Here is a 418-nt window from a genome sequence, read left to right on the forward strand (position 1 = left end):
CCTCGGGGGCGCCGGGGATCCGGGCCTCGTCGGCAGCGCCGTCGGATTCCTCGGCCTCGTCCGCTGCCTCGTCCGCTGCTTCGGCGTCGTCGGACGCCGCAGGCTTCCCGGCACCCTCACCACGCGCCTCGTCGGCGTCGTCCTCATCCGAGGCGTCGGCATCGGCATCGGCGGTGACCGCATCCGATGCGACCGAATCATCCGGCTCGTCCGGCTCGTCCGGGGCCGCGTCGGCGGACGCCGTCCCGCTGTCACTCGCCTCGTCGACGGCCTCGGGCGTGTCGCTCCCCGTGACGTCGTCGCTCCCGGTGACCGCGACCGCGTCGGACTTCTCGTCCTGCTCCGCCGTCTTCGCGCCGGCGGTGCCCTTCCCCACCCACGCGGCGACCGCGGCACGCAACCGCGCGTCGCTCTCCTC

The 418-nt window shown here is 75.1% G+C and carries 1 pseudogene; it reads right to left on the reverse strand.

Features of this window, described 5'->3' with window-relative positions:
• A pseudogene (locus AC1DUE_RS20465) lies at positions 1–418 on the reverse strand (hypothetical protein); the annotation flags it as partial.

It is taken from the genome of Cellulomonas sp. P4_A2, from assembly GCF_056402515.1.